The organism is Bradyrhizobium arachidis (assembly GCF_024758505.1).
GTDB lineage: Bacteria > Pseudomonadota > Alphaproteobacteria > Rhizobiales > Xanthobacteraceae > Bradyrhizobium > Bradyrhizobium manausense_C.
In genome coordinates this window covers 5024691-5044103 of sequence record NZ_CP077970.1, presented here as the reverse complement: position 1 = coordinate 5044103, position 19413 = coordinate 5024691, and the positions used below count along the sequence as shown (strand labels likewise).

The 19413-nt window shown below is 61.9% G+C and carries 29 protein-coding genes and 2 tRNA genes; 18 read left to right on the top strand and 13 right to left on the bottom strand.

Features of this window, described 5'->3' with window-relative positions; genetic code table 11:
- Positions 1–48 precede the first annotated feature (48 nt).
- Complete coding sequence (locus KUF59_RS23320) at positions 49–192, bottom strand: hypothetical protein (RefSeq protein ID WP_212459887.1); 144 nt, start codon at positions 190–192, stop codon at positions 49–51.
- Between the two features lie 379 nt (positions 193–571).
- Here KUF59_RS23320 and KUF59_RS23315 point away from each other — a divergent pair, with 379 nt between their 5' ends.
- Positions 572–808, top strand: coding sequence for a hypothetical protein (locus KUF59_RS23315; RefSeq protein WP_212459888.1), 237 nt, complete (start codon positions 572–574; stop codon positions 806–808).
- A 177-nt stretch (positions 809–985) separates the two neighbouring features.
- Here the strand turns inward: KUF59_RS23315 and KUF59_RS23310 are convergent, their stop codons facing one another.
- From KUF59_RS23310 to KUF59_RS23300, 3 genes are all read right to left on the bottom strand, one after another.
- Positions 986–1165 carry a hypothetical protein gene (locus tag KUF59_RS23310; RefSeq protein ID WP_212459889.1) on the bottom strand — a complete coding sequence of 60 codons (180 nt, stop codon included), beginning with the start codon at positions 1163–1165 and terminating at the stop codon, positions 986–988.
- A gap of 162 nt (positions 1166–1327) precedes the next feature.
- Positions 1328–1690, bottom strand: a complete 363-nt coding sequence (locus KUF59_RS23305) for a VanZ family protein (protein WP_249140481.1) — start codon at positions 1688–1690, stop codon at positions 1328–1330.
- A 147-nt stretch (positions 1691–1837) separates the two neighbouring features.
- Positions 1838–2539: a hypothetical protein gene (locus tag KUF59_RS23300; protein ID WP_212459891.1), complete on the bottom strand. Its 702-nt coding sequence runs from the start codon at positions 2537–2539 to the stop codon at positions 1838–1840.
- 400 nt (positions 2540–2939) lie between these two features.
- Here KUF59_RS23300 and KUF59_RS23295 point away from each other — a divergent pair, with 400 nt between their 5' ends.
- Both KUF59_RS23295 and KUF59_RS23290 read left to right on the top strand, forming a co-directional pair.
- The gene (locus tag KUF59_RS23295; RefSeq protein WP_212459892.1) at positions 2940–4085 is read left to right on the top strand and encodes a fructose-1,6-bisphosphatase; all 1146 of its coding nucleotides are present in this window, start codon (positions 2940–2942) and stop codon (positions 4083–4085) included.
- Between the two features lie 51 nt (positions 4086–4136).
- On the top strand, positions 4137–5324 hold the full coding sequence (locus KUF59_RS23290; protein ID WP_258767192.1) for a 6-phosphofructokinase: 1188 nt from the start codon (positions 4137–4139) through the stop codon (positions 5322–5324).
- 119 nt (positions 5325–5443) lie between these two features.
- Here the strand turns inward: KUF59_RS23290 and KUF59_RS23285 are convergent.
- Positions 5444–5518, bottom strand: a tRNA-Glu gene (locus KUF59_RS23285).
- 208 nt (positions 5519–5726) lie between these two features.
- Here KUF59_RS23285 and KUF59_RS23280 point away from each other — a divergent pair.
- Genes KUF59_RS23280 through KUF59_RS23270 form a run of 3 tightly spaced genes read left to right on the top strand, consistent with a single transcriptional unit; the run spans position 5727 to position 6457 of the window.
- A complete protein-coding gene (locus KUF59_RS23280) occupies positions 5727–5981 on the top strand; it encodes a PilZ domain-containing protein (RefSeq protein WP_212459894.1) in 255 nt (84 codons plus the stop codon).
- A gap of 56 nt (positions 5982–6037) precedes the next feature.
- A complete protein-coding gene (locus KUF59_RS23275) occupies positions 6038–6283 on the top strand; it encodes a hypothetical protein (RefSeq protein WP_212459895.1) in 246 nt (81 codons plus the stop codon).
- Positions 6284–6289: 6 nt separating this feature from the next.
- Positions 6290–6457, top strand: coding sequence for a hypothetical protein (locus KUF59_RS23270; protein WP_212459896.1), 168 nt, complete (start codon positions 6290–6292; stop codon positions 6455–6457).
- A 133-nt stretch (positions 6458–6590) separates the two neighbouring features.
- On the opposite strand, the gene KUF59_RS23265 is transcribed toward KUF59_RS23270, so the two are convergent.
- Both KUF59_RS23265 and KUF59_RS23260 read right to left on the bottom strand, forming a co-directional pair.
- Positions 6591–7238, bottom strand: a complete 648-nt coding sequence (locus tag KUF59_RS23265) for a glutathione S-transferase family protein (protein ID WP_212459897.1) — start codon at positions 7236–7238, stop codon at positions 6591–6593.
- Positions 7239–7617: 379 nt separating this feature from the next.
- The gene (locus tag KUF59_RS23260; protein ID WP_212403612.1) at positions 7618–8070 is read right to left on the bottom strand and encodes a VOC family protein; all 453 of its coding nucleotides are present in this window, start codon (positions 8068–8070) and stop codon (positions 7618–7620) included.
- Between the two features lie 337 nt (positions 8071–8407).
- Here KUF59_RS23260 and KUF59_RS23255 point away from each other — a divergent pair, with 337 nt between their 5' ends.
- A complete protein-coding gene (locus KUF59_RS23255) occupies positions 8408–8635 on the top strand; it encodes a hypothetical protein (RefSeq protein ID WP_212459898.1) in 228 nt (75 codons plus the stop codon).
- A gap of 244 nt (positions 8636–8879) precedes the next feature.
- On the opposite strand, the gene KUF59_RS23250 is transcribed toward KUF59_RS23255, so the two are convergent.
- Positions 8880–9023 carry a hypothetical protein gene (locus KUF59_RS23250; protein WP_212459899.1) on the bottom strand — a complete coding sequence of 48 codons (144 nt, stop codon included), beginning with the start codon at positions 9021–9023 and terminating at the stop codon, positions 8880–8882.
- 106 nt (positions 9024–9129) lie between these two features.
- On the opposite strand from KUF59_RS23250, the gene KUF59_RS23245 reads away from it, so the two are divergent.
- Together KUF59_RS23245 and KUF59_RS23240 are read left to right on the top strand one after the other, a co-directional pair.
- The gene (locus tag KUF59_RS23245; RefSeq protein ID WP_212459900.1) at positions 9130–9267 is read left to right on the top strand and encodes a hypothetical protein; all 138 of its coding nucleotides are present in this window, start codon (positions 9130–9132) and stop codon (positions 9265–9267) included.
- Positions 9268–9661: 394 nt separating this feature from the next.
- Positions 9662–9859, top strand: coding sequence for a hypothetical protein (locus KUF59_RS23240; protein ID WP_212459901.1), 198 nt, complete (start codon positions 9662–9664; stop codon positions 9857–9859).
- Between the two features lie 126 nt (positions 9860–9985).
- On the opposite strand, the gene KUF59_RS23235 is transcribed toward KUF59_RS23240, so the two are convergent.
- On the bottom strand, positions 9986–10108 hold the full coding sequence (locus KUF59_RS23235) for a hypothetical protein (protein WP_258767191.1): 123 nt from the start codon (positions 10106–10108) through the stop codon (positions 9986–9988).
- A 74-nt stretch (positions 10109–10182) separates the two neighbouring features.
- Positions 10183–10413, bottom strand: a complete 231-nt coding sequence (locus KUF59_RS23230; protein WP_212459902.1) for a hypothetical protein — start codon at positions 10411–10413, stop codon at positions 10183–10185.
- Between the two features lie 278 nt (positions 10414–10691).
- On the opposite strand from KUF59_RS23230, the gene KUF59_RS23225 reads away from it, so the two are divergent.
- Complete coding sequence (locus KUF59_RS23225; RefSeq protein WP_212459903.1) at positions 10692–10973, top strand: hypothetical protein; 282 nt, start codon at positions 10692–10694, stop codon at positions 10971–10973.
- Between the two features lie 72 nt (positions 10974–11045).
- Here KUF59_RS23225 and KUF59_RS23220 read toward each other — a convergent pair whose 3' ends face one another.
- Positions 11046–11210: a hypothetical protein gene (locus tag KUF59_RS23220; RefSeq protein WP_212459904.1), complete on the bottom strand. Its 165-nt coding sequence runs from the start codon at positions 11208–11210 to the stop codon at positions 11046–11048.
- A gap of 342 nt (positions 11211–11552) precedes the next feature.
- Between KUF59_RS23220 and KUF59_RS23215 the strand changes: the two genes are divergently transcribed.
- The 5 genes from KUF59_RS23215 (at position 11553) to KUF59_RS23195 (ending at position 14834) form a co-directional block, all read left to right on the top strand.
- Positions 11553–12314 carry an SIR2 family NAD-dependent protein deacylase gene (locus KUF59_RS23215; protein ID WP_212459905.1) on the top strand — a complete coding sequence of 254 codons (762 nt, stop codon included), beginning with the start codon at positions 11553–11555 and terminating at the stop codon, positions 12312–12314.
- A 195-nt stretch (positions 12315–12509) separates the two neighbouring features.
- Positions 12510–13175, top strand: coding sequence for a cold-shock protein (locus KUF59_RS23210; RefSeq protein ID WP_212459906.1), 666 nt, complete (start codon positions 12510–12512; stop codon positions 13173–13175).
- Positions 13176–13316: 141 nt separating this feature from the next.
- Positions 13317–13799: a DUF192 domain-containing protein gene (locus KUF59_RS23205; RefSeq protein ID WP_212459907.1), complete on the top strand. Its 483-nt coding sequence runs from the start codon at positions 13317–13319 to the stop codon at positions 13797–13799.
- A gap of 73 nt (positions 13800–13872) precedes the next feature.
- Positions 13873–13949: transfer RNA gene (locus tag KUF59_RS23200), tRNA-Pro, on the top strand.
- Between the two features lie 690 nt (positions 13950–14639).
- Positions 14640–14834: a hypothetical protein gene (locus tag KUF59_RS23195; protein ID WP_212459908.1), complete on the top strand. Its 195-nt coding sequence runs from the start codon at positions 14640–14642 to the stop codon at positions 14832–14834.
- Between the two features lie 96 nt (positions 14835–14930).
- Here KUF59_RS23195 and KUF59_RS23190 read toward each other — a convergent pair whose 3' ends face one another.
- Positions 14931–16100 (bottom strand): OpgC domain-containing protein, encoded by a 1170-nt coding sequence (locus KUF59_RS23190; protein WP_212459909.1) that lies wholly within the window; start codon positions 16098–16100, stop codon positions 14931–14933.
- A 272-nt stretch (positions 16101–16372) separates the two neighbouring features.
- Between KUF59_RS23190 and KUF59_RS23185 the strand changes: the two genes are divergently transcribed.
- The 3 genes from KUF59_RS23185 to KUF59_RS23175 all read left to right on the top strand — a co-directional run bounded on the left by KUF59_RS23185 (position 16373) and on the right by KUF59_RS23175 (position 17933).
- Complete coding sequence (locus KUF59_RS23185; protein WP_212407828.1) at positions 16373–16678, top strand: ETC complex I subunit; 306 nt, start codon at positions 16373–16375, stop codon at positions 16676–16678.
- Between the two features lie 112 nt (positions 16679–16790).
- Positions 16791–17300 (top strand): Lrp/AsnC family transcriptional regulator, encoded by a 510-nt coding sequence (locus KUF59_RS23180; RefSeq protein ID WP_212459910.1) that lies wholly within the window; start codon positions 16791–16793, stop codon positions 17298–17300.
- 99 nt (positions 17301–17399) lie between these two features.
- Complete coding sequence (locus tag KUF59_RS23175) at positions 17400–17933, top strand: hypothetical protein (RefSeq protein WP_212459911.1); 534 nt, start codon at positions 17400–17402, stop codon at positions 17931–17933.
- 20 nt (positions 17934–17953) lie between these two features.
- Here the strand turns inward: KUF59_RS23175 and KUF59_RS23170 are convergent, their stop codons facing one another.
- Positions 17954–19408, bottom strand: coding sequence for a TULIP family P47-like protein (locus KUF59_RS23170; protein WP_212459912.1), 1455 nt, complete (start codon positions 19406–19408; stop codon positions 17954–17956).
- Positions 19409–19413 lie beyond the last annotated feature (5 nt).

Sequence of the window (19413 nt, the reverse complement as noted above, 5' to 3'; positions counted from 1 at the left end):
ACGAGGCGTTCCTGTTCGGCCAAAAGCCGAGGCGCCGATCCGTAACAGTCAGGTTTCGTTGCGGCGATATCTCTCGCGCGTTACTTCCTCGCCGATGCGATCGGCGACGCGGTTGCGATAGCGATGGCTGAGAACGCCATAGATGAGCGCGGTGAGCAGAACGAAAGCACCGATGAAAAAGACGATCTCCAAGCCCGTCCTTCCCTCCGTGAAAGTGCACCGCTTCGCCGCGGCGCCTGACCTCTGACGATGGGGGCTGCGATCGATCGTTCCTAAGCGCGAGCTCCACTTCGTGCGCACGCGCTGTCTGCACGAAAAGGGCCGCTGGCTTCGATACCAGCGGCCATCCGGGTTCAAAATTGACTAAGGAATGAAACGCCTCGCTGTCCCGGCATCCGTCTCTTAGACGGTCTTTGTTCTCCCGTATGTTCACAAGTGCACACGCCGTGTCGCGAAATAGCGGGGCTTGCGACGTGCAGCGTTAAGGTAAGCGGTCGGAGATGGTTGACGGGCGCGAACATCGTCCTACGCTGGGGCCATTGCGTTTCGAGTTATTGTCAGAGGTGCTGTTGTGTCCAGTGCAATGGAATTGATCGTGGAAGGATTCACGCGTCTGAAGGATCGTCAGTCGCTCGAGAACCTCAGAATGCACCGCCGGCGTCTTGCCGTGGATCTCAAGGCGATGAAGGGCCTCGATTGCCGGTCGTCGATCGCGCAGGTCGATCAGGACATCGCGATCATCGAGGCCGGACTGGACGCTCTCTCCGCGGGCGGGGAGGAAGCTGGTCAGGCCAGCTCGCAGCAATAGAGGGTCGTCCCTCGCCCGTAGCGCAATTCGTGGCGTGTCGTCTGACAGGAGACGGCCCCGGCTCGGCTGGGGATGTCGCAGGTTGGGGCCGGGGCCGTTCCGGCCGGCATCGGCGGGAGCCGGCAGCAGAGAAACCGACTTGCGTTGCCATTTGTTCCTATTTTCGAACAAGGCCGATCAGGTGGTATTCCGCTCCGCGCCGAGGGCACGCTCCACCTCGGACGCCAGGACTTCCAGATGTGCGGCAAGTTTGGCGAACAGTTCGCGTTTCCTGGTGTCGGTCGCCAGATCACGGATCAATGCGCATTCGGCGGCGTCCGCGCGCAACTTCTCGAGTTGAGCCTTCATGTCTTTCATTGAGCGCCCCGGTTCTTCTTGGGCGAGAGATCCACATCTCTCGGCGCCGGATTGCCAAATTTTCCCGATTTCGACGCCGAGACCTGCCTAGCACGTCACGAGCCGGAGGGCGCCAACAAATGTTGGTCCGCCGCGCTGCATGATTTGCTGGGTCGCGGGAGGCTAGGAGCTGCTGTCAGCGGCTTGCGATCGTTTCCGCCTGAACGCGACGATCATCTGAGCCAGCAGGATGCCGGCAAGGCCGCCGATGGCCTTTTGCAGGGCATGCGGCAGGTATGGATCGCGGTCGGGCTGCAAGGCCTGGAGAAACTCCAGGAGGAAGGCGGCGCCCACCATGAGCACGCAGGCCAGGCGAAGGCGATCCGGAAGGACTATCGCGACGAGGACGCCGAGGAGGCCATAGGCGCAGAGACGCTCGATGGCGGCGACCAGCAATGGTTCGTGGTGGCTGATGAACACCGGTCGTCCCGCCATCGGAGACAGCGTGGCGTAGATGATCAGGCCAAGGCACGCGCCGGCCGCCATGAGCGCGATCTTTCGGTTCATCCCGCGAGCAATAGCCGAGTGAGCAGACCGGCGCCCCCGAAAGCGGCAAGTATCGTTAAAGCCCGCTCGCCGCGACATCCCGCGGCAGGAGGGCTTGCAGGGCGCGTCGGCCTGCCGGTGGGCGATCTAGTGACCTTCGAGCCAGGCCGAGACCATCGACGTGGAATAATCGAGGCCCGCAAGCAATGCCAACACGCCAAGGCCAATCAGGAATTTTGCCGTTATCCGCCCCAGGCCATCATCCGCGGATCCATCTCGTGAGCGCGGAGCCACAAACCCAGCGATCGCAGCTGCAACGGCTGCTGCTGCCGCGATCAGCAGAGCCGCGCGCGCGACGAACGGCCAGGGCGCGCTCGGCGGTAGCCACGGCAATAGCCAGGCAGGCGCGGAGTCGCGCCAGGATCCGAGCAGAAGGCCCCATCCGAAGGTAAACACGAAGAACCTGATGAAATCCGGGCCGGGCGCGTGGGGAACGAGGCGGATGCCCGTCGTCTCAAGCACCCATTCGATAAAGTCATCCGCCGTGAAGAACAGGAGCAGGCCAAGGCAGATCGGAAACAACGACGAGGCCAATGCTCCGATGAAGCCGAAGAACACCATGTAGAGGATGAATTTCGCGAGGAACACGATGGCGCGCGGCGGATCCGATGACTCGGCGGTGCCACGGGCCGGTCGTACGGCGACGAATTTGTGCCGCGCCATGTGCTCCAGCATCCAGCGGCGCCGGTCCGGTGCAATTTGCGTGGCCTGACGCAGCCAGGTGGGCGGGGTCGGTGCGGGTGCGGGCGTGTCGGCCCTGCCTTCCGTATTGAACCCGCCTTGCTCCATATGTCCCTCCAGGCGGCCACCGCGACCGCGCGCATCATTGGTCGCGGCGACGAGGCCGGCAGGTTCATGGCGTGGCTATGGACGTGCATCAGCGCCTCCGCCCCGAATACGGACGAAAGCGGAAGCCGGATCGACCATGTCCTGGAGAGTTGTGGCGCCCCCCTAGCGAAGGGCGATATGCCAATGAACTCAACGGGTTTGCCACTCTTCTAAAGGCAACTTTGCGCATTATGGCTGCAGCAAAGGGGCAGGGGTCGCTCACTCAGTTGCGGAGAGCTATCAACCCAAGGCTGGAACCTATCGCAACATCAGAGGTTCTTGCCGCGTATGAGCAGCGCCGTCGCCCTGGCGCAGCGAGCGTCGAGGCCGAGGCGCTGTGCTTGCGCGGGGAGAAACGCTCATGAAACTCACTCTTTCGGTCATCAAGGCTGACGTTGGCTCCGTTGGAGGGCATACAAAACCGTCTTCACGCATGATGGCGGCTGTCGACATCGAAGTCGGGAAGGCGATCGCCACTGGTCTTTTGATCGACGGCTTCATCTGCCACACCGGCGACGACATCGCGATCATCATGACGCACACAAGGGGCGAAGGCAGCCCCGAGGTCCATCAATTCGCCTGGAAGACGTTTCTCGCGGCGACTTCGGTTGCGAAGACGTCCGGTCTCTACGGTGCCGGCCAGGATCTGCTCGCAGACGCACCCTCCGGAAACATTCGCGGTGCCGGTCCGGGCGTCGCCGAACTAAGCTTCGACCACAACCTCTCGGCTCCGAGACCAGCGGAGTCCTTCATGGTGTTCGCCGCCGACAAATGCGGCCCCGGCGCTTACAACCTGCCGCTCTACCTTGCTTTCGCCGATCCCATGTATTGCGCCGGGCTGATGCTGCCCCCGATGATCAAGGGATTCCGTTTCCATATCATTGACATGGACAACACGGCCGGCGACAGCGTGATCGAACTCGACGCGCCGGCGGACAACTACCACATCGCCGCGCTGCTCCGCGACAACGAGCGCTTTGGCATTGATCGCATCGTTTCGCAAACACATGGCGAGGTTGCCGCCGCCGTGTCGGCGCAGCGTCTTCACGCGATCGCAGGCAAGTACACCGGCAAGGATGATCCGGTCGCGATCATCAGGAACCAGGGAATTTTCCCCGCGCCCGAGGAAATCGTCTCGCCCTTTGCCAAGGCGCACTTCGTCGGTGGCGATGCACGCGGCTCGCACGTGATGCCGCTGATGCCGGTGCCGCTCAATACACCGGTGACGGGCATGTACTGCCTGCCGATCGTTTCCTGCGCCGGCTTTTCGATTGACAAGGACGGCCGCTTTGCCGAGTCCTATACCGATTTTTTCGACAACCTGGCGTGGGACGAGGTGCGCCGGTGCGCACAACGCAAGGCGATCGAGATGCGCAGCCAAGGCTGGTCGGGCGCCGCGATGCTGCCCTATTCCGAACTGGAGTATGGCGGTTTCCGCGACACCGTGTCCGCTCTGCTGAAGCGCTTTCGGTTGCGAGAGGAGCGCAAGCCTGAAGCGGCCGAATAGAGAGCGTGCGTCACGGGCGCTATTGCGACATGCGAGTACCAGGAGGTGGGCGTGGCGAGAAAACGCATCGGCATTCTCACCGGCGGCGGCGACGTCCCCGGCCTCAATGCAATCATCAAGACCGTGACTTATCGCGGCAGCGAGGACGACATCGAAGTCGTCGGGCTCCGCCGCGGTTGGGAGGCCCTCACGCATCTGAACCTCGACGACCCCGCCAGCAAATCCCACTACCTCATCCCACTCAATCGCGAAAATACGCGCATCATCGACCGGCGCGGCGGGACCGTGCTGCACTCGAGCCGCACCAATCCTTCAAAAATGAAAAAGCTGCCCGATCATCTCGTCGGCCAAGACCTGCCAGTCTCGGAGAGTGCCAAGGGCGGTATCTCAACCAAGACCTGGGACCTCACCGGCCAGGTACTGGCGAACCTCTCCGGCCTCGGCATCGATCACCTGATCGCCATCGGCGGCGACGACACGCTCAGCTATGCGGACAAGCTCAGTGGACTCGGCGTCAAGATCATCGCCATCCCGAAGACGATGGACAACGATGTCCGCAACACCGAGTACTGCATCGGCTTCTCGACCGCGATCACCCGCGCCAGCGACGCCATCCAGCGGCAGCGCACCACTGTCGGCTCACACGAGCGAGTTGGAATTTTCCGCATCTTTGGCCGCGATGCCGGATTTACGGCACTCTATACTGCATACGCAACCTCGATCCGATGCGTGATACCGGAGTACAAAGTCAATCTTGATAAGCTGATCGAGTTGCTGCGTGAGGAAAAGCGCGCCAACCCAAGCAACTACGCGCTGATCGTGCTCAGCGAAGGCGCCGAGTGGGAGGGCTACAAGATGCAGGAATACGGCGAGCCTGACGCCTACGGTCACCGCAAAAGGACGAGCGTTGCCGAAGCGCTTGCCGAAGAGATCAAGCAGCGCGCCGGCGAGGAGACTATCGTCTCTGATCTCACCTACGATCTGCGATCGGGCGATCCTGACTTCATCGACAAGCTCGTCGCCCTGACTTTCGGTAACATGGCCTACGATGCGATTCTGGAAGGCAAGACCGGCCTCATGTCGGCGCTGGTCGAGGGACGTTACGACCTGGTGCCCATCCCCGACGCCAGGCTCGGGCCGCGCGTATTGGACGTCGCCAGCACATACAACACGGAGCGCTACCGTCCTCTCTATTCCAACAAGCGGGGGCTGCCGATCTTCCTCAACCGCGCGTCTTGAGCGTCCATTGGCCCAAAACGCGGCATCCCGGGTAAATCTGCCGGGACGATAGTCCCGTCGGACCCAAGGTTGCCAGATCGCCGAAAAGCGAAACCAAATCAAAGATGTCTTGGGAATTTTGGCGCTCCCTAGCGGAATCGAACCGCTCTCTCCACCGTGAAAGGGTGGCGTCCTAACCGATAGACGAAGGGAGCTAAACTGCGCCGTGCCGTGGCCCAATCGAGTCGTGCCCGGGGGCCAGCAGCGGCCGAACGTATAGTGGCCTTTGGGCGAGGGGGCAAGCCGTTCGGGAACGGAGTTTTGCGGCTGTGGGCAGCCCCGTCCCCGGGAAAGTTCGGAGGCAAATTCAACGGTTTGTTAGGGTTCCCTGCGGTAGCGCTGGAGCAGGAGATTTTTCAACCGATGGCTCTGACCAAGAAGCGGGACGCGCGCAAGCTCCTGTCCCAGCATGCCTGGATTACGCTCGAGGGTGGCTTTGCCGCGCGGCACTGCCTGGTGCAGGACATCTCCAAGTCCGGCGCGCGCATCACGCTTGACGAGGATGCGAGCCAGTTGCCCGGCGTGATCAGGATGGCATTTTCGCGCGATGCGCGCACCGGCCAGCGCTGCCAGGTGGTGTGGCGGCGCGGCAAGTCGGCCGGGATCAAATTCATCTGACATCCGCGCAGGCCGCGCCGGATGGAAACCGGCGGGCAGGCACGCTACAAGGCCGGATGCGCGCACCTCTCGTCATCCTCATCGGATTATTCGCCATCGCGTCGGCTCACGCCGAAACATTGCCGCGGACGGCGCCCGTCGCCTCGCCGTCGACGACCAAGATCTTGCCGCTCAAAGGCACGAGCGGCAGCAATCCTTGCAGCGCCTATGGTCCGGGCTTCGTCAGGGTCGAGAGCACCGGGAGCTGCGTGAAGGTCGGCGGCTCCATCGACGTCGGGGTCGGCACCTCCATCCGGCGCTAGCCTCGAATGCCGAGCAACCTGCTCCAGCCCGACATCGTCATTCCCTTCCTCACCTATTGTGCATTGCTATGGTGGGTCGGCCGCGGCATGAGCTGGACGAGGCGACTTATCGCTGCCGCTGTCACGCTCGCGCTGGTCGCCTGGATCGTGCTGGCCGAGCGTGGTTGGCACTGAGCCGCTAAGGCGCGATCGCTTCAGGTTGAATCGTCACCGCGCCTAAGCTCTTTTGTTTGAGCATGATCTCCGCGCAAACACATTCCGCGTTTGTCGCGAGGGAAAACCGCTGCACACTTTTCCGGATCATGCTCTAGGACATCGGCGGCGCGACGTAGGTCGCAAATCCCGGGCGGCCGGCGAACTGCGCGAACCAGCGGTCGAGATGGGACAAGGTGGGGCGGACGATGCCTTCAACGCCGAGCCAACGGCGCGCATAGGCGCCCAGCGCGATGTCGGCGATGGTGAAGTCGTCGCCTTCGACATAACGGTGGGTTGCAAGCTGGCGATCGAGCACTTGCCAGATCTCGGCTGCCGTGTCGGTATCCTTTTGGAGCTGCACCATGTCGCGCTGCTCGGGCGGCGTGCGCACCAATCCCCAGAACACGGGGCGATCGACCGGCTGCAGCGTCGACAGCGTCCAGTCGAGCCAGCGGTCGACGGCGGCGCGTTGCTTCGGCGCGGACGGATAGATCGGCGTGCCGCGGCCATGGGCGAGGCAGAGATAGCGCATGATGGAATTGGATTCCCACAGCACGAAATCGCCCTCGACCAGCGTCGGGATCCGCGCGTTCGGATTCATCGCGAGGTAGTCCGCCTCGCGCGTGCGGCCATACTGCATGCCGGCGTCGATGCGCGTGAAGGGCAGGTCGAGCTCGGTGAGGCACCACAGCACCTTCTGCACGTTGACCGAATTGGCGCGTCCCCAGATCGTCAGTTGCGGCTGCTCGTCGTCCGGCACGTGATCCCTCCCGCCGTCATGTTTCGGCGGTGATAGCGGAAATCGGTGCGAAGTGCGACGCGATTGCGCTGATGCCCCTCATGCAGAAAGCTCCGCCGCCGGCGGAGCTTTTTTATGTCGGTAAAACCTTGCGGTTTGATCAGTGGCCCAGGAACAGCCACAGCAAAATGATCACCGGGATAGGTACGCCGAGCAACCACAGCAGAATTCCGCGTCCCATCGTTTCCTCCTCCAATTGCTTGCGAGGGGTGAACGCTGGTGAAAGTGGCTTGTTCCTGAGCGCTGGGCCGCGTGGATCAGGGTTTCGGTGTGTCGCCGAGCGAGAGCGCGATGCGGAACAGCGAATAGCTGTTCCGCTCGACTGCCTCGCGCACAAGCCCTACCAGTGGCCGGTGTTGGGCATCGAGAGCCACGGTTCCTGCGGCGGCTTCGGATCGCCCTTCTGCAACAGCTCGATCGAGTGCAGGTCGGGCGAGCGGACGAACGCCATGTTGCCGTCGCGCGGCGGACGGTTGATGGTGACGCCGGCCTTCATCAACTTCTCGCAGGTCGCGTAGATGTCGTCGACCTCGTAGGCGAGATGGCCGAAGAAGCGGTCCTCGCCGTACTTCTCCTCGTCCCAATTGTAGGTGAGCTCGACCAGCGGCGCGCCGCGTGTCTTCGGCTGGTTCTTCAGGGCGTCGAGGTCGTCCGCGGAGCACAGGAAGACCAGTGTGAAGCGGCCCTTGTCGTTCTCGATCCGCCGCACCTCCTTCAGCCCCAGCGCATCCTGATAGAATTTCAGCGCGACATCGAGGTTGCGCACGCGCAGCATGGTGTGGAGGTAACGCATGGTCGGGGCTCCCTGTTGTTTTGTGGGATGGTTTTGGTTGAGGTGGTCCAGGGGCAAGAAATAGCAGCAAATTTCATCAGGGGGCAGGGGTTTGCGCGCGAAAAGAGTCAGGCGAGCTGCACGGCAGAATTCATGAGACATCCCCAAAATTGCCTGAGTATCTTCGGAAGTCCGAAGCGGAGATTTGGGCTATAGTTCGGCTATGATGAGATTATTCGCTTTCGTCTTTTTGATTGTCTCTGTTCGCTCAGTCGAAGCGGCCTCACTTCCGAAAGAGATGTTGGGAGCGTGGGCATCTGACCCCTCTGCCTGTCGTGCACAGGCGAGCGAGCTGGGGATGACGATCGAGCCGCAAGCCGTCTTGTTTTACGAACACGGCTTCGACGTCAAGCGCCTGGCCAAACTAAAGGATGGGTCGCTGAGGGCTTCCGGGTTCAGCTTCGCAGATGACGGGCGCACGAAGGACACGCTTACGCTCAAGTCTCTATCGACGGACACCATCGAGGTTGGAGGCCAGATTTATCATCGTTGCAAAAATGAAAACCAAAATGGAGGGGCGCAATGAGTGATCGCCGTTCTATTGAAATCGTGGCTGCTGCGCTGTCAGGCGCGTCCAGCGAAGAGTAGGCCGCGTGCCATTTGCCTGGATTGGCCTTTAGCGGATCGGCAGATATCGTGACAAAGAAAAACCCCACGCAGCAGGGCGCGGGGTTCTTCAAAGCCGACCGGGGCTGGGGGGTCGGCACCACTCATGTCGCTATTTCTACTTCAACGTGGGTCGGCCGATATCGTTCCGCGGGGAGCGGGACTTATTTGGGCTTCTGCTCGACGATCGAAACTTCGAACCAGCCGGCTTCACGCAGCTCAGCGGCCTTCTTCTCGGCCGCCTCCCGCGTTTCCCTTCTGAGGACTACCAGCCCCGCGCCGTCGCGGGCATAAATGAAATAGGCCATTCCCAAATCCTGCTTCGTTTGCACATACAGACGGGTATTCATTCTCACAACACTTGCATTTTCGTTCTTCGTTTGTTCTAATGGGCAATCCCAGGGAGGATGGCTCATGGACGTCGAGAAACAGCGCGAACTGATCCGGCTTTGGAATCGTCTGCGGAAGGTCGAAGGACCGGCCGCTGAAGAGATACGCATTCAGATTCTCGAGATGTTTGGCGAGCGAGGTACGTCGAAACGGGCGGCGTGAGCCCCGCACGCTGCACGTCGAATGAAAGCGCGTTCAGATCGGAGCGGATGCGTGATTTGTTAAGATTCGCTTCGTGCTGATTTCCAAGATTCCGATTCGTTCTTTGAGAACGAAATGGAGTCAGACGCAGAACATTATTCGACCTCGACGGCAGCAGGCGCATTGGTCTCGCGCAACGGCCAAGCGGGCCGCTGGTGCCGGTGCCTGAGGTACAGCGACCTTTGCCCGATTCTCGAGGAGTTCGCGTTCGCGGGGGGCGTGGCAAAGCCTAACCAATACTTTCGCGAACCCGGGTAATCCTACTCGGTTAGGTTAAAAGCCGGATCGCGTTGCAGTTGCGGCGGGTTGCGATAGGTGTGCGTGGCGTACAGGGCCAACACAAATAACAACAATCATGACACCGTTTTCAGCACCATCATTTTATCAGGCCGATCGACGGACCTACCAGCGCGTCGCGCTCGTCGGCATGCTGTTCTGCCTGGCTTTCGTTCTAATCAGTTTCTCGCTGCGGCCGCAGGTGGAGGAGACGCGCGTCCTGGTGAAGGCCGACAAGCTCGTCCGTACCGCAGGACAGGCGCCGCGCGCGCACTAAAACGCGTTGGTTTGAGGTTGAAAATTGTCATCGCGCTTTAGCTCCTTGTTTGAGCATGATCTCCGCGCAAACGCGTTCCGCATTTGTCGCGAGGGAAAACCGCTGCGCACTGTTCCGGATCATGCTTTAGGGTTTGTTGCTGCTCACGCGATCGTCGGTCGACCGGTCGCGCGCGCTGCTGCGCGCGGCGAGCGCCAGGAAGCCGGCGAGGCCGCCGACATTGAGCAACATTTCCAGCCAGACGGGCATGGCACGCCCCTACTTCCGGGAAGAAGGGAACTAACGCAGAAGTTGCATTCTGGTTCCCGCTTAGGTGCGCCTTCTCAAAGACGGGACGAGGGGTCGAGCCGCCGGCCGAAATTGCCGACCGATTCCGCCGAGGGCGCGTCTTTCAGGAAATCGGCGATGGCGCGGGCGAGTTCCCGATCGCTCATCGGTCCCTGGGGCGGATGCAACGTGCCGAGGCTGAAACCGCGGACGATTTCCTCGTAGTGATCGTCATTCCGGGTGGGGATGAGCTTGCGGATGCGCGCCAGCAATGCGGAAATCGGCATCGGACCTCTCCAAATCCCTCCCCATTGGCAGCACGCGCCGGCTGCTGCCGCCGCGTCATGAAATTGAAAACCCCGCCAGCACCATTTGCGGTGCTGACGGGGTCTCATGCTGTCGCCTCGACCGGATGACGGAGGCTCCCGCACTTGTGATGCCAACCGGGCACGGACCCCTTCGTTCCCTGTCATCGGAATGATTTTTCAGAAAATCGTCGCGGTTCCCGCGGCGAACCATCGCGGCTGGCGAACGTTGACCCGGCAATCAGCGATGGAGGATTGCGATGAGAAAGACATTGGCGGTTCTGGGCACCGTTGTCGCGGTGAGTGCCACCGCGCTTGCTCCGCCGGCGCAGGCGGGCGGCCGCGGCATCGGACCGGGCCTTGCGTTCGGCCTCGCGGCCGGCGCGATCACCGCGGGCGCGATCGCGGCATCGCAGCCCTACTACGGACCGGGTTACTATTACGGCCCGAGCTACTACGGGCCTGCCTATTACGGCCCGGGTCCGTACGCTTATTACGGCGGCCCGCGCTACTACCGGCATCATTACTATCGACACTGGTAGCGGATAGTCGCCCACAAAACGAAAGCCCGGAGCGTTGCTCCGGGCTTTTGCTTGTTCGATCGCATGAGGCGATCACGGCCAAAGCGATGGCCGATCCACCTTGCGGGCATTCTCCAGCGTGGACACGAAGTACTCTTCGCGCTCGCGCTTGAACTTTTCCTGCGTGGCACGGAAGGCTGCGACACGTGCGGCGATTTCGTCTCGCTCGCGTGCTTTGCGCTGTTCTTCTTCGGTCATGCCCATCCCTTTCTTTACGACTACCGGCCCTTTACCACCGACTCCCCCCGCGTCGCCGAAGCAGCGCGTCGAGTCGAATCTTGCGACATCCATTGGTGACTTCGATTGGGGCGTCAATGGGGACGATGCAGCGCAGGATTGTGATCTGCGAAGGGCGGAAAAAATTTCCCAGTCACGCTTCGCAATCACGGTGGAAAAGAGTGGCAACATACTTGTCGCTCATACGTCTTGCCGCTAGCCGGACCGCAAATCACCACCACCAAATCAGCCAACCAGGCGCAGCTGGCCGCATCCGATACCGGACGTGTTATAGATGGCATCGTCGACAGGGGTGGCGTGGCCATGATTGCATCGGATCTTCGCAGCGGCGTTGAGCGACTTGGCGACATGATCGCAGCGGCGAAGACTATCGTTCCCTTCACTGGTGCCGGCATCTCGACCGAATGCGGCATTCCCGACTTCCGTTCGCCGGGCGGGGTGTGGACGCGTAACCGCCCGATCCCGTTCGACGAATTTGTCGCGAGTCAGGACGCGCGCGACGAGGCCTGGCGGCGGCGCTTCGCGATGGAGGAGACCTTTGCCGCGGCCAAGCCCGGCCGCGGGCACCGCGCGCTGGCCTCGCTCTACCGCGCCGGCAAGGTGCCCGCCGTCATCACCCAGAACATCGACAATCTGCATCAAAATTCAGGCTTTGCGGCCGACCACGTCATCGAACTCCACGGCAATACCACTTACGCGCGCTGCATCGGCTGCGGCGCGACCTACCGGCTCGACTGGGTGAAACGGCGCTTCGACGAAGACGGCACCGCGCCCGACTGCACGGAATGCGCCGAGCCGGTGAAGACGGCGACCGTGTCGTTCGGCCAGGCGATGCCGGAGGATGCGATGCAGCGCGCCACAGAGCTGTCGCAAGCTTGCGACCTCTTCATCGCTATCGGTTCCTCGCTGGTGGTGTGGCCGGCGGCAGGTTTTCCGATGATGGCCAAGAATTGCGGGGCGCGGCTCGTGATCATCAATCGCGAGCCGACCGACCAGGACGACATCGCCGACCTCGTGATCCGTCACGATATAGGCGAGACGCTTGGTCCTTTCGTAGGCAACTGACGTGAGTTTGATTCGCGGCTGTGCAAGCTGTTCATAGGTTCCGGCGAATCTCTTTTTTGTCTATGCGCCGCAACCGGGAGTGTTATCTTTTGATTAAGAGATTCGTGTGGCGTCGCGGTGAGAAGTTCTCGATCGGACGCGTGATTCGGCACCGTCACAGCGACGGCTTGCGATGGATGTGTGGGGTCCGGGGTTATGGGGTCGTCGGACGGATTTGAGTCCAAGAAGGTCGGAGTTCCCGCGCCTGGGGGTACTGGCCCCGGGCGCCTTGCCCCGGGTGAGCTCGGAAATGCCGGGCGCGATCCGGCGCTCAACCCCTTCACGGGTCTTGGTGAAGCCAGCGCCAACCTCGTCGAGGTAACCGGCGTCATCAAATGGTTCGATGCCTCGAAGGGGTACGGCTTCATCGTTCCCGACAATGGCTGGGCCGACGTGCTCCTGCACGTTACTGTGCTCAGGCGCGACGGCTTCCAGACCGCCTATGAGGGGGCCCGGATCGTCGTCGAGTGCGTGCAGCGCGCCAAGGGCTACCAGGCCTTCCGCGTGGTCTCGATGGACGAGTCCACCGCGATCCACCCGGCGCAGATGCTGCCGCCGCGCACCCATGTCACGGTGACGCCGACCTCGGGGCTCGAGCGGGCCCAGGTCAAGTGGTTCAACCGGCTGCGTGGCTTCGGCTTCCTGACCTGCGGGGAGGGCACGCCGGACATTTTCGTGCACATGGAGACGCTGCGCCGCTTCGGTATGACCGAACTGCGGCCCGGCCAATATGTGCTGGTCCGCTTTGGGCCGGGCTCCAAGGGCATGATGGCGGCCGAGATCCATCCCGAGACGGGATCGCCGGGGCTGTCGTCCCACTGACGGATCGACTGCGCCAGAACCTCCAGCAATCGTGAGCGCTCATACCCCCAGACGGCCGTTCCGGCCGTCTGGCATTTGCCATGATCGCCGGGTTAGGATGAGTTCCAATCCCGTTACGCCGCTGGCGATGAGTACCGTCCCATGAGTCCTGCCCGAAATCCCGCCTGGTCCCTTGCCCGGGGATGGTTTGCTGCTGTCCTCGTCGCTGCGGCCTTTGCCGTCGCGGGCGCGGTGCAGGCAGCCAATTTCCAGCCCCTCGAAATCGTCACCAAGAGCGGCGTGCAAGTGTTCGCCGTGGAGATGGCGACCACCGAGGAGGAGAAGCAGACCGGCCTGATGTACCGGAAGGAGCTCGCGGACGGGAAGGGCATGCTGTTCGACTTCTCACCCGAGCAGGAAGTGACGATGTGGATGAAAAACACCTACATCCCGCTCGACATGATCTTCATCCGCGCCGACGGGCGGATCCTGCGGATTGCCGAAAACACCGAGCCGATGTCGACCAAGATCATTCCGTCCGGAGGACTGGCCAAGGCCGTGCTGGAGGTGCCGGGCGGGACGGCGCAGAAATATGGCATCCGGCCCGGCGACCGCGTGGCGCACCCGCTATTCGGCGGCAAATAGAGGCCAATTCGGCGTCGATTGCTGCCTTGCTGGCGGCCCGTGAAGCGTGTATCGACGGGGCCTCTTGGACATTCGGGGTATAGCGCAGCCTGGTAGCGCGGCAGTTTTGGGTACTGCAGGTCGTTGGTTCGAATCCAGCTGCCCCGACCAACCCAACCCAACCACAAATATACGCTGCTTGCGTCGCTCGCCTTAAGCGTGATTTTTCGCGCGGCTGCGAGCGGTCTTCATCGCGTGCCGCGCGAGATTACCAAAGCTTCATCGAACCTTTGGTCCGGCCGGCAGACTCATGTGTGCTGGGGGATTTCAGGGCCCAGCATATAAACCGACGCCGCCAAGCGAAGATACTCCGCTCGGCGGCGTCGCGCATTTTGATGCGTCTTAGCCCGAGGCGTACCAGCCGTCCGGAAACGGAAACAGCGGCCAAGCGATATGGTTGTCGTTGGCGGCTGTTACAGGTTTCGGAGCATCCGGCTTCGCAGGCGCTGTGCGCGGCGGCGAAACAACGGCCAAGCGCAAATATGTACATTGCAATTTCATGGGTGTTTCAACCCGGACAGTACGTCTTTGCAAAATTCAATTTCAGTTCGAAAACGTGACGCGATGCGCGCTTACTCAAATCGTGCACGCATTTTAGAAGAGACGCGCGCTCGCTTCAACAGGTGCGGCGGAAATCTCGATCACAAGTAAGGTTGATCGGTTAGGTTAAGCGCGGGCCGTTGTTGCGGTCGACCTGGCGATTGTTATCAGATCGACACGACACGCGGCGCTCTGCCCAACGACGAGGCTCACACAAGATCACATTCGCCGCGGTGCTTCGTTTGTTGCGAGTGACGCACCATGGCTTTCGATCGCTCTATCCGAAACCTCAATCCGCGCGCCAGTTGGGCGGAGATTTGGCATTTATGGACCGTGATCGTGCCGCGGCGGTCGATCAACGGGCAATTGGTGTACGGCAGGGTCTGGCGCCGTCATGACGGCCGCAACTGGATCTACAAGAAGTTCGTCGAATACAGCGACGGCGAGGCGGCCTGATCGGCCTCGCGCATTTTTTGCGAGAACAGTCCTAAAAAGCGAACGGGTGCACCGGCAACCGCCGCACCCGCTTGAACAGGAGATATCCGCGATCCCTTACCCGGCTGCCGGGGCCGCCGGAGCCTTCGCGGGCGGCTTCAGCGGTTTGTCCTGCCGCTTCGACCAAGAGATGTAATAGGCGACCGTCGTCATGATCGCGATGCCGGCGATGCTGATGAGGATCTGCGCCATCAGTGAGCCCGAGCTCAGCGACAATTCGAAATGGCCGACGAAGGACAGGAACACGCCGACGCAGAACACGGCAAGCGACTGCTGTCCGCAAACGATCACGGGATCGAACACTTTCCACTCCAGGCCTGGCCAGTCCTTCGGCACGAAGCGGATCACCAGGATCACGATCACGACGAAGTGGAGGAAGCGGTAGGGGGCGAGGTTGGTCTTGTCGTTCGGGTTGAAGGCCGAGAACAGCCATTGCGGGAACATGCCGCCGAAGGTGGGGAAGCGGCCGGCCATGGTCATGATCAGCGCGAACAGGAGATAGCCGAGACAGAACCACAGCGTGATCGGCGAGTTGATCAGCGCCCCCGAACGCCGCGCGCCGCCCATCGCACACCAGGCGCCGAACACGAACAGCACCTGCCAGCAATAGGGGTTGAAGTACCACTGTCCGGCAGGATAGGCCGTCAGGTTCCAGCCGAACTGCCGCGCAGCGAGCCACAGCACGATGGACAGCACCATCGTCACGTCCGGCTTGCGGAGCATGAACCACAGCACCGGCGGAAACAGTCCCATCAGCACGATGTAGAGCGGCAGCACGTCGAGATTGAGCGGCTTGAAGCGCAGGAACAGGCCCTGCCGCAGCGTCTCCGTGGCGTTGTCGACGAGGCCGGCGACGTTGAACTCGTTGATCATCTCGGAATCGCCGAAGCGCAGCGCCAGATAGCTGATCGATGCGATGTAGATCACGAACAGGATGATGTGGGCGACGTAGAGCTGCCAGACCCGCTTGGTCAGCCGTGTGGCGCCGACGACGAAGCCGCGCTCCAGCATCATCCGCGCATAGACGAAGGAGGCGGTGTAGCCGGAGATGAAGACGAACAGGTCGGCGGCGTCGGAAAAGCCGTAGTTGCGCGTCGTGATCCAGTTCACGACATTGTCGGGGATGTGGTCGAGGAAGATCGCCCAGTTCGCGATGCCACGAAACAGGTCGAGCCTGAGGTCGCGGCCTTTTTCGGGGAGCGTTGCGTTGATGTTCAGGAAGGTCATTCGACGGGAGCTTTCGAAGAGGAGACCGGAGAACACGAGCGTCGGTGGATCGGCCGTGGCCTGGGATGCAGGCTCCCAGCCTGGGGAAGGCGGGGCATGAGATTGTCACGGCGCGGCATAATGACTATACCCATCGGCAACGTAACCCAAGGGATCGCGGAATCACCGATCAAATTCCCGAAAGGTGTCTCTATACTATCCCGGCGCTTTCCACCAACTGCCTCGGTGACGCACAGGTTTAGGCAAACAATCTTAAAGGATCCGGCCATCCAATGACCGCGCGCATTTTCAAGCCCGCCAAGAACGCGATGCAATCGGGGAAGTCCAAAACCCGGGAATGGCAGCTCGATTACGAGCCGGAGCAGCCGCGTGCGGTCGAGCCGCTGATGGGCTGGACCTCGTCCGGCGACATGAAGCAGCAGATCACGCTGCGCTTCCACAGCAAGGACGAAGCGGTCGCCTATTGCGAGCGGAAGGGTATTGCCTACCAGGTGATCGAGCCTCAGGAGTCGGTCCGCCGTCCCGTCGCCTATGCCGACAATTTCTCCTTCCGCCGCGGCGAGCCCTGGACGCACTAACTCACGTACGGATGGGCTTGGACGCACCTGCGATAGGCCCTGCCGGGCCTTGGCAGTGATTCCGCCGCATGCTTCGCTGTCCCAGGCATGACGGGACCGTGACGAGGTGGCCATGGCCGAGCGCGACCAGCTCGATAGCGTCGATCTGAGGATATTGTCCGAGCTCCAGGCGGACGGCCGCGTCCGCAACAACGAGCTGGCGCTGCGCGTCGGCGTCTCCGCGCCCAATTGCGTGCGGCGGCTGAAATCCCTGTTCAGGCGCGGCGTGGTCAAGGCGGTTCGCGCCGTCATCGACGAGCGGCTCCTCGGCTACGAGGTCGTGTCCTTCGTCGCCATCCAGCTCGGCAGTCAGGCCCAGCCCGTGCTGGAAGCCTTCGAAACCTCGATTGCGACCGTGCCCCGCATCCAGCAGTGCTGGCGCATCTCGGGTGATACCGACTATCTCCTCAAATGCGTGGCGCCGAGTGTGGAGAGCATGCGCCAGCAGCTCCTGCATTTCGCGGCGCTGCCGAACGTGAAGAACGTGCGCAGCTTCCCGGTGCTGGGAGTCGCAAAGGACGTGCCGTTGCCGGTGCAGGAGATCCCGTCGGCTGGAATGCGGGTCGGGCAGGGCGCTGGCTAGGCGTGGTCCAACGTCGGCTTGACGCCCAAAACGGGACCGGCAACTCTATCCGCATATTTCATCGCGAACTGCGATGCCCGTCATTGGGAGTGATTTGATATGCGATGCACCGTCGGGCATGCCGTCAAAGCTGCACTCCTTTCTGCCGCGCTTGCCCTCATCACCTTGCCGGATAACGCGCGTGCCCAGTCGGGCAGCGCGGGTGGCAGCATCGGCAACAGCGACAAGACCCTGTCCGGCTCGCGGGAGCCGCCGCGGACGGTTGAGCCGGCCAAGCCGGCGCGAACGAGCAAGCCGGAGGCGGACCAACTGCGGGCGTCGCGCAAGGGGGAAGGCAAGGGTGAAGTTAAGGGTGGCAGCGAGGGTGGCGGCGGTAGTTTCGACGGCACGTGGGTCGCGGTTGCAACGGGCACGCCTTGCGGCACCAGCAGGGAAACGTTCGTGATATCAAGTGGCCGCATCAGCGGCGAATTGAGCTCCGGCCAGGTCAGCCCGAGCGGCGCGACAACGAGCGGCGGCTCGGGAGGGGGCATAAGCTGGCACAGCTCCGGCCGCTTCTCCGGCCGCAGCGGCTCCGGTTCGTTCACGCGATCCGACGGCTGCACGGGACGCTGGACTGCTTCGAAGCAGTAGTCTCGCGGCGTTGGTCGCCGTCAGTTATTCCATTCGCCCCCGAGCCGCAGGGACTCGCTCATTCCCACGCTCTTCAGTGTAAAGTCCTTGGTGTCGGTCCAAACGATCGGAGCGGTGAAATTGTCACGGAGATCGCCGAGGCCCGGTGCATCACCGCTTTTGGATATCTGGATGTTCTTGATCTCGTATTGGCCGACCGCGATGCCGACGAGGACGACGCTGATGACCAGCGAAATCGCGGGGTCGACAGCCAGCATCAGGATGGCGAGCACGATCGCGATGATCGTCAGGATGGTCTGAAGGATCACGATTCCCGGACTCGCGCGCGACCCCTGCGTCTTCACCGGCGGTCGCGATTGCGTATAGACCAGCGCCGGCTCGTTATTGCCGTTCGTGCCCAGGCTGATCTTGTAGTAGTAGGTCGAGGTGCAGGTCGCGTAGATTCCAAGCGACACCTCGACTTCGATGTGGGTGTCGATCTTCATCTCGTCCCCCATGATTTCCAGAGAGAAGCTCGTCATCTCTGGCGTGTAGGTGTCGCCCTGCTTGGTGGCGATGTCCGGAAGCGTCACGGACACGCCGGATTTGAGCGAGAGCACCTGGCCCGATGAATCGACCTCCAGATCGTTCGGATCGAGTTTCGGCCACACGCTCGTCATCGACGGCTTGGCGATGTCCTCGAGCATGCGGCGGGAGCTGATAAGGAACGAGGCGGAGCATTTGTCCGGTATCACGAACGCGCTGATCTGCTGCTGGGCGGGGACCGGATCGCTGGACGTCATGCAGAGAATGCCGAGATAGGCCGAGCTCTTGTCGATCTTGTCGACGACGGCGTAGTTCGTCACGTGCGGCTTGCAGAAGGCCCACTTGCCCGTTGCCATCTTGTCGTTGAGGTCGACGACCGCGAAGACGTGCGCGAAATCCTGGAGATTGTCCCCGCACCATTCCAGAAAGGCCGCTTCGATGCTGGTCTTCGTTGCGATCAACGAGAGCGGCTTGGTGAAGGTCATCGTGACGAAAGTAACGACCGGATCGCTCGGATCGTTGCTCACGATGCGTGTGAGCAGGAGTTGCCGCGTGGTACCGGTCGGCGGCGGTGGGAGCGGCTTGCCGTCGGCGTCATAGAGCGGCGTGATGCCGTCGTGCGGCAGGAAATTCAGCTTCACCTCGATCACGCCGACGAGCTCGGCACAGGTGAAGCTGTGGCTCTGTCCCTTGGTGTCGACATAACTGCCGGTCAGATTCTTCATCGGCAGCGCCATGCGCACGATGGGGCCGTCCCCCTCCGGGATGACCTGCCAGTCGCCAAAATCGGCCTGCATGTGGAAGGCGCTGGCGGCCGTGCTCTTGTAGTCGAGCTTGGTCGGCGAGGCCTTGTTCGACGCAATCGCCTTGTTGACCCGTTCGACCGGGATCGCGAACACGGTGTCCCAGCCGAAGGTCGGCGTCGTCGTGGCCTGCGCGGCAGCGTTCATGTCGT